Origin of the sequence: Bradyrhizobium sp. 31Argb (genome assembly GCF_043638955.1) — a bacterium.
Taxonomy (GTDB): Bacteria; Pseudomonadota; Alphaproteobacteria; order Rhizobiales; family Xanthobacteraceae; genus Bradyrhizobium.
The window spans coordinates 1-8,393 of the sequence record NZ_JBEGDB010000325.1 but is presented as its reverse complement, the minus strand read 5'-3'; the positions used below and the strand labels follow the sequence as shown (position 1 = coordinate 8,393).

Sequence of the window (8,393 nt, the reverse complement as noted above, 5' to 3'; positions counted from 1 at the left end):
CGAAAATACTTGCTCATGGACCAAATCGAATCACACTCCCGCCCAATTGAACAGGGACTACTCGGACAGGCTCCTAGCTGCTAAAGGCTAGAGGCCTAAGTTACACAAAGCCATCATTCACGCCACTTGCTCAAACTCTGCAGAGGGTTGGCCAAGAAAGGAATAAGGACAAAGCGCTGGATCTCCCAGCGAGCGTAACGGAAAGGCTTCTGTCGCGTCGGGGGGGGGGCGAGGTCGGCAGCACCAGCGAGCCGCAGCGGCCGCGAAGCAGCAGATACGATCGGAACGACGGATTACGCGAGATTGCCCGTAGCTGGTGAACCTGAAAAACTTGCGCACGCAGCCGCGTGTCAGTGGGGAAGGCCGGCTGTCAAAGGACAGCCGGTAGCAGCGTTTCGCGCGCGCTGCGCATGAGTTCTACAGCCTCCATGGTCGGGTTGATAATTGAAAAATTCTGCACCGCACCGTCACATGTGGTTCAACATCTTCTTCGGTCAAAGGAGTAGCCATGGCTACCGTGAAAGTCGATATCAATAACTTCCAGTCGGAAGTTCTGGAATCCGCAGCACCCGTCGTCGTCGATTTCTGGGCCGAATGGTGCGATCCCTGCAAGATGATGGCTCCGAGCCTCGAGGAAATCTCCGTCGAGATGGAAGGCAAGATCAAGGTCGCCAAGCTCAACATCGATGAAAACCCGGAACTCGCCGCCCAATTGGGCGTGCGCTCCATTCCGACGCTCGCGATCTTCAAGGGCGGCGAAGTGGCCGATTTCTCGGTCGGCGCCAAACCGAAGACAGCTCTTTTGAACTGGATTTCGGACGCTGCCTGATCGATATCGCTCAATTTGCCTTATTGGCGCGGCCTGGCGTAGCTGCTTGATTTCCGCTCGTACGGATCAGTGACTCTTGGTTGGTTAGGTATTTGCATGGACGGAGAAAGAGCCCGTGCTCCCGCTGTCCAGACGACGGTGCGGGTCGAGTCTCAGGACTGAAACGGGAAGAAGGCGGCCTCAGTGGCCGGCAAATGACGCGAGGCTGATGGTAGCTTAGCCGGGACGCGTTACTTTCTGCTAAGGGGCCACCCAACCGAACTGGAGAAAGGATGCTGTGGCCTTGCTGCATTTGGAAATCTCGAGCTTCCAAGCTTTCTCACACTGATATCCATAGTTGCTATTCGGCGAGCTTGGGGGGGCTTATGACGCGTACCACACCCTGACGCGGGTACTCTCGTCGCGATCGTCAGCTTCTCGTAAGCTAGACTCCGCAATATCCCGTGATCAGAAACCGGCGGGCGCTTCTAAAACGGGAGGCTAGGCATGGATTTTATCGAGCGAGCCTGGGCTAATCGTGCTTTGTATACCATCATGGAAGAAGATGAAGAAATCCAGCATTCGAGCACGCAAGCTTCTACGACAGCAACTGACCATCTGGAGCAGCCAAGCGCTGTGAGCTGGGTGGAATCATCCGATGGGGAAGACAATTCGCTGGGCAGTATGTCGCGGGAGTTAAGCACGGCGCTGGCCGGGATTGAACGCCGCCCGAATTCTCGCTTGAATCGCCGTGAGTCCGCATTGCATGACCGCCCTCGTCTTTTGCGAAATCCGTCACAGGGACGCGCTACTGACGGCCTTATGGGGATCATGGACCGCAACGGCATTTTAGATTCTTCGGGCGGTATGGCTTCAGAGGCGGACATTCGCAGTTATCGGCAGTGGTGCCTCGAGCGGTGGGCCAGCAGCAGGCAGGAAGCCAATCCATTGATCTTGTCCGCCGCTTCGGCGGAGCGTGATGATGGCCGTGAACCGACCACCCCGGTTCGGCAAACCGCCTCGTCGCGTTCCGTCGAGCCCGTGCGTCATCAAGATGCCCAGGCCCTGAGATGCGTTTTGCTGGATCGGAGAGGGAGTACGGGCAGCACCGGAGAGTTGCTTGGACAAGCAGGGCGTCCTGATAGCGAAGGAGGCCCGCACCGCATCTCCGACGCAATGTCGGACCAGCAGAAGACGCGCGAAGCGACGCTTGCCATCGCCGGCGCGGTGGTTGCCTGCGACGGCAATCTCGACGGATTTTCGGATCCAGAGTTGGCCGATTTTGTGTACCGCTTCAGCAGATGGCCGGACCAGCAGAAGACGCGTGAAGCGACGCTTGCCATCGCCGGCGTGGTGGTTGCCCGCGCCGGCAATCTTGGCGGATTCTCGGATCAAGAATTGGCCGATCTGGTGAACGGTTTCGGCAAGTGGCCGGAACAAGAAAAAGCACGCAAGGCGATCGTTGCCATCGCCGGCGAGCTCGGTTCCAAGGGCCGTCGCTTCCGCACTTTCAGCACGCCTGCGCTAGTCAGGATCGCCAACGGTCTGTCGCGGGGTATCGAGGAGGGAGAGTCCGCCGGCGAGGTCGCCGACCCCGCCTTGCTGAAGGACCAGCTGCATCAGCTGGCGCACCACCTCCAATATGCCGAGGATCGGCTGCAGCAGGCCGATGTCCATGCCATCGCGAGTATATTCAAGGCGTTGGGCACGGCGCAGTTGTTGGACGATCTCGGTGCGCTGGCACGGCCGGGGCTGGACCGGCTCGAGGAGTTACGTGCCGCTCCCGGGTTTAAGCTCGACAACAACCTCGAGACGATGGGCAATCTTTGCGCCTCCCTGCTGCCACTGGCTCGCAGCCCTAAGGCGGTGTTGCGCTGGTACCGCAGGTCGGCGCTGAACCTGCTCAACGCCATCCAGCCGGTGGTGGAACACAAGATCGATGCCCATCTCAAGGCAGGCCAAGCCGAGCGCACCAGCGGCGCCAATGCAAGCCGCTTCCCGGCGCTTTCGATCCATCAGGTGCTCAAGGCCCGGGCGGTGCTGGAGACGCTCTACCGGCGGCCCTATCTCGAGGGCGACGAACTCGCCTTGCAGGCCAGGCAGCAAGAGCTGCACGGCAAGACCAGGCAGATCCTGGACAGTGCCCGCGCCCTCATCGACGCCGACCTTTCCCACAAGAGCTGGAACGTGATCGCCGAGATCGAGGCGCAGGAGCCGCTCGAAGCGCTCGACACCTTCATGGCGCAGAACGCATCGATGGTCCAGGCCCAGCATGCAGCCGCCAGCTTCGATGTCCATCGGGTCCTTCAGGCCATGGACCACGAGCCGAGACCGCCGCAAGGCGATGCCGGACTGATGCGGCTGCCGGTGGTCGACATGCAAGGCCGGCCGCTGGCCAGCGAAGCCGAGTTGCGCTATTCCATTTTCCACCGCTTGACCTCGGGCGCGGTGAAGGTGGTGGCGGTGCAGCTAAAGGGAACTCCGACTGGCGCCATGCTGCAACGCACGTTCACCGTGAAGGGCGTGCCTTACCGCATGGACCTGTTCGGCGGCAGCAAACTGAAGCCGCCGCAAGAGAGCCTGAACAAGCTTGCCTCTCAGCTGCCCTTCGCGGCCGCAGAGGCCCCAAGCGGCAAGCTTTTGGCGATCCCCTATGCCGAGACGGCTCCGGGTACGGCCTTTGAGCAGCTGTCGCGGGCCTGGGCGCCGTTCAAGGAAGCCTATTACTATACCCAGCGCCGCGGATTTGCCGCGCCGCCGGGCATCCCCGACGTTGGCCCGCATGATTATGCGCTGGAAGGGTGCTTCAAGCTGTCCCTTCTGCCCGACCGCCCCGCAGGCGCAGCGCATCCCTTCCGGTTCGAGGGGCGAGACGGCGAGATCGCCTTGCGGCCGCATGACGGCTGTGGCTTCATCAGGGCCTCACTGGCCGAGCGCATGCCGGCCATTGCCCGGGCTCGCCACGACGCTCCCGAGCGGATGCCTGCATATGCCGATAAAAGGCAATCGGCCGTACCGCCCTCGGCGCTGCAACATTATCCGCGCAGCGTCGAGGTGGCACAGGAGACCCGCGAGAAGGCTCTGGCTTGGCTCGAAACCCATCAAAGCCTCACCGTCGAGGAGCTGTTCCGGACGGTCACGGGCGGGCATATCGAGGGTTCGGGCGCTATCGCCGTGCCGTCCAGCGACGAATGCCTGCATGTGCCGACGGGCAAGGGCAAGACCTTGACCCGTGACGCTGGCGTGCTTGTCGGACGCTCCCCCTATGACAAGCCCAACCTGCGCCCGTTCGCCGCTGACCGGGTCAGGTCGGCGCGCGATGGCGATCGGACCGCGGCGTTCCTGGATCGGTGCGTAGCCTTCCAATACAGCTTCAATGTCGCGCACAGGTCGGGGGCTGGGCTTGCCGCCGACGATCCGACCTTCTTTGCCAAAGGCATCTTGATCGTTGTGCCCGACGAAATGTGGCCGGCGGACTTCGCCGAGCGCGGGGTGGTGATGTCTGCCGAGGACGTAAAGTGCCATTCGCGCTGGCTGGAGGCAAAGGACCGGGTCAAGGCCGACACCGCGCTCGAGTGCGTCGGCATCCTGCAGGCGACGGAGGTGTTCGCGCCCGGCTCTTTGGTTGCGGTTCCGAGCGCCGAACAAAAAAAGCTCGACGGCGATTTTGACGGCGACGCCGTCGTCATCATCGGCGACCGGCCTCGCCTTTACGAGCATGTGCGCCAGTTCGACGCGCAGCTGCAGGCGCGCGGCATCGCCTCGATGAAGCCGCCGAAGTCGCACACGCCGGCCATTGAGAAAGGCGGCTACCAGTTCAGCCGGTCCAAGCAGATCCTGTCGGCCACCGGGCTGGTGCTGGAGACCTACAGCTGCCTGCAGCGCAACATGCTGGCGCAGCCGCTAGAGGCGCAGCGCTGGTTTGCCGAGCGTGCCATCTTCGGCACCTACGAGGGCATTCATCCTGAGCTCAACGCCGACATCCGCGCACTGTTGCAGGAAGATCGGCCGGATGGCCAGACCCTCCATGAGCTCATCGCCAGGGCGGGGGAAGACAGCAAGGCCGCCAGGCATCCGGTGGCCTGCGAACTGGCCGCCTTGCTAGTGGCCGAGCTCCAGGACTGGAACCTGCAGCTCAATAGCGAGCCGGCTCATGAGCAGTCGGAGTTAGCGCGATCCGTGGCCTCAACCGGCGCGAAGCCCGCCGTCAGCGCCGACGCCGGCGCGCTCTTCCCGAAACTCAGCGAATCCTATCCGGCAACCGCTGACGCCAGGAAGCGCATCGACTTCCTGCTCAACCACTACCAGCCGCGCATCGATCCGCGGCCCGACGGCTACAACCCGGACGATCTGCATGAAAGCGCCATCAATCTGTTGAGCGTCGGCATCAAGGTCGGCACGGACGCCTACAAGTCCGATACCGGTGCGCGGGTGTTCATGCAAAAAACCACCGGATTGCAGCGGCTCTTGGAGCGGTGGCCGGGCTTCAAGCCGGCGCCCTATGTCAAGGCGCAGGCGGCAAAGCTCCACCAGGGCCGGTTCGACGTCGATGGCAGCCTGGCGGATCTGAAGGACAACCCCACGCTGGCGGCCTCGGTCATGGAAGCCTCGATCAGACTCGCCGTCGAAAAAAGCATCCTGCCCAGCGCCTTAGCAATCTCGGCCGACGACGACCCCGCCAGCAGGATAACGCTGAGCAGCGAACAGGCCCTGGAGCGCGCCAGGCTTGACGCCGCCCACGCCGAAGCGCAAGAAAGCGCGATTACCGAAACTGTGCGTGCGGTTGCCGAGCTTTTGCGGCAGGACGGCATCGAGGTGAAGGTGCCGCATCTTGACCAAAGGTCGCGCGGGCAGGTCTGGATAGCCGACGAGTTGACCGGCCAGAGCGTGAGCGCGGCGCCGGAGGCCCAACTGGTCACCAATGCCGTGCGCCATGTCTTCGAGATCCCGGACGAGACATTTAGGCCCACCTTCAAGAACGCAGTACGGGCCTTCGAGGAGCGGGACTGCAGCCACGTCGAGACCACCAACTGGTTCACCAGGATGGACACGAGGCGGTTACGCGGCGTTCACGCGGCGTTCAGAACCGCGCAGAACTATCGCTTTGAGGTCGAGTTCCATACGCCGGCCAGTTACTGGGCCAAGCTCGCGCAGAGCGAATGCAAGCCGGTCCCCGTTCCTGATGGTGCCTGGGACATATTACAGTGGAGCTCGCCAAGAGAAAGCAGGTCGAGGGCGGCAGGGACCTCCAGGTCGCTCACCGTCGCAAGACAACAGATTGCGGTCGCTCGCTCGCCGCAAGCCGGCGAGATCCTCGCGGCCCTCGGTACGCGGCCGGTCGTGCTCGTCGGCATGCCGGCGAGCGGCAAGGCGACCATCGGCGCCCAGCTTGCCAAGGAGTTGGGGGTGGAGTTTGTCGACATCGATAAGCGTATCGTCGCCGAGCACGGCAATCTGTTGGAGATGTTCGCCGACCCTGGCCGCGGCGAGGCGCACTTCAGGGACCTGGAGACCAAAGAGCTCGCCAAGCAGCTGGAGAGAGGGCCGATCGTCATCGCAACCGGCGCCGGCTGCTTTGGCAAGGAGTCCAATCAAGCCCTGGTCCTTAATAAGGCGAGGTCGATCTGGCTCGACACCGAGCTGAAAGAGCTCCGCAGGCGCCTCAAGAGGGACACCAACCGGCCGCTGCTGCAAGGCGCCGACATCGAGCAGAAGGTTGACCAGCTGTACGAAGAGCACAGTCCGTTCTACCAAAAGGCCGATATCAGGTTGCCCCTCGTCCCGCCCTTTCAAAAAGACAAGAAGGACGCCCGCATTTGCGTGAAGGAACTCTACGCTTTCCTGTGCAGCGACAGAGAAGCCGCTCTGCCCGCTGCCGAGATATCACATGTCTCCGGTGCTTCCGGCACCGCCAATCGTGGGTCCGGTGAAGTGGCCAGCCGCTCAAGGAAATACAACGTACCGAAAGAAGATGAAGTTCTCATCGATCGGGCGGCTGAGGCTGCCGTTCGAGATGGGCGGTTGCCGAGCAATGTCAGTATCTATTCTACGAGTCTGCGTAGGCTTTCTGAGGCGCTCAACGATAAGGGACTGCAGATCGCCAATTTAGGTGAGGCGTCACTGATGCAGCACGTTCAGGAATTGTTCCCAGGCACCGCTAACCACAACCTCCTCACTGGGTTGAGGATGATGGGTGATTACCGCCGCAGAATGGCGGAGGGCGCGTCCGGGGCCGGTGGCTCTCGGCACGCCGAAGGGCACACCGTCCCGTCGCCAGCGCAATCCAAGGCGGACGCAGGGCCAGCTCAGTCGTCAGACCCGTACGCCGGCCTTGGTTCTCTGGTCGATTTGCCGTTCACTCCGTATGCGGAAGTGGCGCCGGCTCAATCGTCCGACACCTATGCCGGTCTCGAGTCCTTCTTTGATTTGCCATACATGCCTCACGCGCTGCAGGATGGTGCGCATCATGCGCCGATTCATCCGCCAATGGCGTTCGGTGCTCAAGACGGGGCTTTGGATCCGGTTGCGTCGACCTCGTCCTACGCCCCCGGCGGGCTGCAGCTTGACACCGACGATTGGCTGGGCGACGACCACATCCATAGGGACTACGAGCTCCTCGAGGAGGAGCTACGGCAGAACGCGCCAAATCTCGCCGACCGTACGCGCCTTGCGGATCCTCTCATCGTCAATTATAGTCTGCGCCTGGGGTGGAACATGGAGGTCGCATTCCAGCGCATCGTCAATGATAGACGGACCGGCAACGACACGGCCGACTTCCTGTTCCTGCCAGTGAGCGATGCCTCCGCTACCGATCCTGCTAGCCGCGGCAGCCATTGGTCACTGCTGTTCGTTGATCGCCGCGATCGGTCAAATCCGGTTGCCTATCATTACGACTCCCTGGAAGGATACCACCGCGAGGCTGCAGCAACCATCGCACGAAATCTGGGCGCTTATCTTGTGTCGCCTGAGATGGCGCAGCAGCGCAACGGCTATGATTGCGGTGTCTACGTGGTGGACGGCACGCGGGAGCTGGTCGGACGATTGGCGCAAGGGCAGTGGCCAGCCGTGGTCGACCTCAACAATCTCGTCGCCGATCGGGAGCGACTCCAGCGCCGCTTGAGCAACCCTCGGAGGATTCGGCGAGCCGACGATGCGGCAGGTCGACCCGGGCCCTCAACACGGGATGCCAACTCGCCCGCCCCAAGCGTCAACCAGCCGAGCCTGCCGCCGCCGGAAAACCCGGGATCATTGGAAAATTTCGCCACATCGATCTTCGGCTCGACATACGCGCCGGCTCGGGTACCGGTTCATTCGTCCCAAACTGGATCCACGGCGACCAGCGCGCACCGAAAAACCTCAGGCTAGCAATGGAGTGGAAGAACGTGCTTCCGAGCTCCGACCAGCCCGTGACAAGCATCACTATCGACGGCAGGTTGTACACGGCCTACCTGCAAGTAAAGAGTAACCGGACGTACGTTTATGTCTTTCTTCAATGAGAAGGCGACCGAGTCGTCCGTGAAGAACGCGGGAGAGCGGTGATTTAAGCGATCTTTTGGGCCGGGACAGTTTCGGTGAACGCCCGGAT

The 8,393-nt window shown here is 62.0% G+C and carries 2 protein-coding genes; both read left to right on the top strand.

Features of this window, described 5'->3' with window-relative positions; genetic code table 11:
* Positions 1 to 508 precede the first annotated feature (508 nt).
* A complete protein-coding gene (trxA, locus tag AAFX91_RS36105) occupies positions 509 to 829 on the top strand; it encodes a thioredoxin (RefSeq protein WP_394569701.1) in 321 nt (106 codons plus the stop codon).
* A gap of 486 nt (positions 830 to 1,315) precedes the next feature.
* Positions 1,316 to 8,173, top strand: a complete 6,858-nt coding sequence (locus AAFX91_RS36100) for a shikimate kinase (protein WP_394569700.1) — start codon at positions 1,316 to 1,318, stop codon at positions 8,171 to 8,173.
* Positions 8,174 to 8,393 lie beyond the last annotated feature (220 nt).

Coding starts and splice junctions, on each gene's coding strand:
- trxA (WP_394569701.1), top strand. CDS start 509: ATGGCTACCGTGAAAGTCGATATCAATAACTTCCAGTCGGAAGTTCTG.
- AAFX91_RS36100 (WP_394569700.1), top strand. CDS start 1,316: ATGGATTTTATCGAGCGAGCCTGGGCTAATCGTGCTTTGTATACCATC.